The organism is Clostridium sp. DFI.1.208 (assembly GCF_024463855.1).
In the GTDB taxonomy this organism is placed as follows: domain Bacteria; phylum Bacillota_I; class Bacilli_A; order Erysipelotrichales; family Erysipelotrichaceae; genus Clostridium_AQ.
Genome location: NZ_JANGCA010000196.1, coordinates 1 through 465 on the forward strand (window position 1 = coordinate 1; position 465 = coordinate 465).

Sequence of the window (465 nt, forward strand, 5' to 3'; positions counted from 1 at the left end):
TTTTTGATGATCGCCTGCTTCATCTCCTGTAGCCAGAGCGTCCTGCTTTTCAGCTGTTCCTGCTTCTTCCTCAATTCCCTTGTGGATTCTTCGCAAACCATGCGGCTATCTCCTTCTCTGTTGCATTATCCTTCAATACTGCTCTGACTTCGCCATCCCTGATATAGTAAACGCTTGGGGAAAGGCTGAGGCTCATCGTCTCATTGATGATGCTCATCCCCTCATCCATCGCCTTCTTCTCTTTATCCCCCTCCGGCTGTACGATCCGGGAGGTATTCAATACGAACACCTTCATCTTTTCTTTGTCGCTATATGCTCGCAGCTTCTTGGAAAAGGAAGCATTGTAGCGGTCCTCTCTGGCATGATACAGATAGAAGCTCTCCCCATCTTTCAGCTTCTTCCCCAATACGGTGATGCTCGTATCCTGCAGATACTCTCCCAGTGTCAGTGGATAGGTATCCGCTT

Annotated in this window: 1 protein-coding gene; it reads right to left on the reverse strand. The window is 48.6% G+C overall.

Annotated features, from left to right (window positions below):
- Positions 1-70 precede the first annotated feature (70 nt).
- Positions 71-465, reverse strand: a 395-nt coding sequence (locus tag NE665_RS24010) for a hypothetical protein (protein WP_256302719.1), incomplete at its 5' end; no start/stop codon positions are given.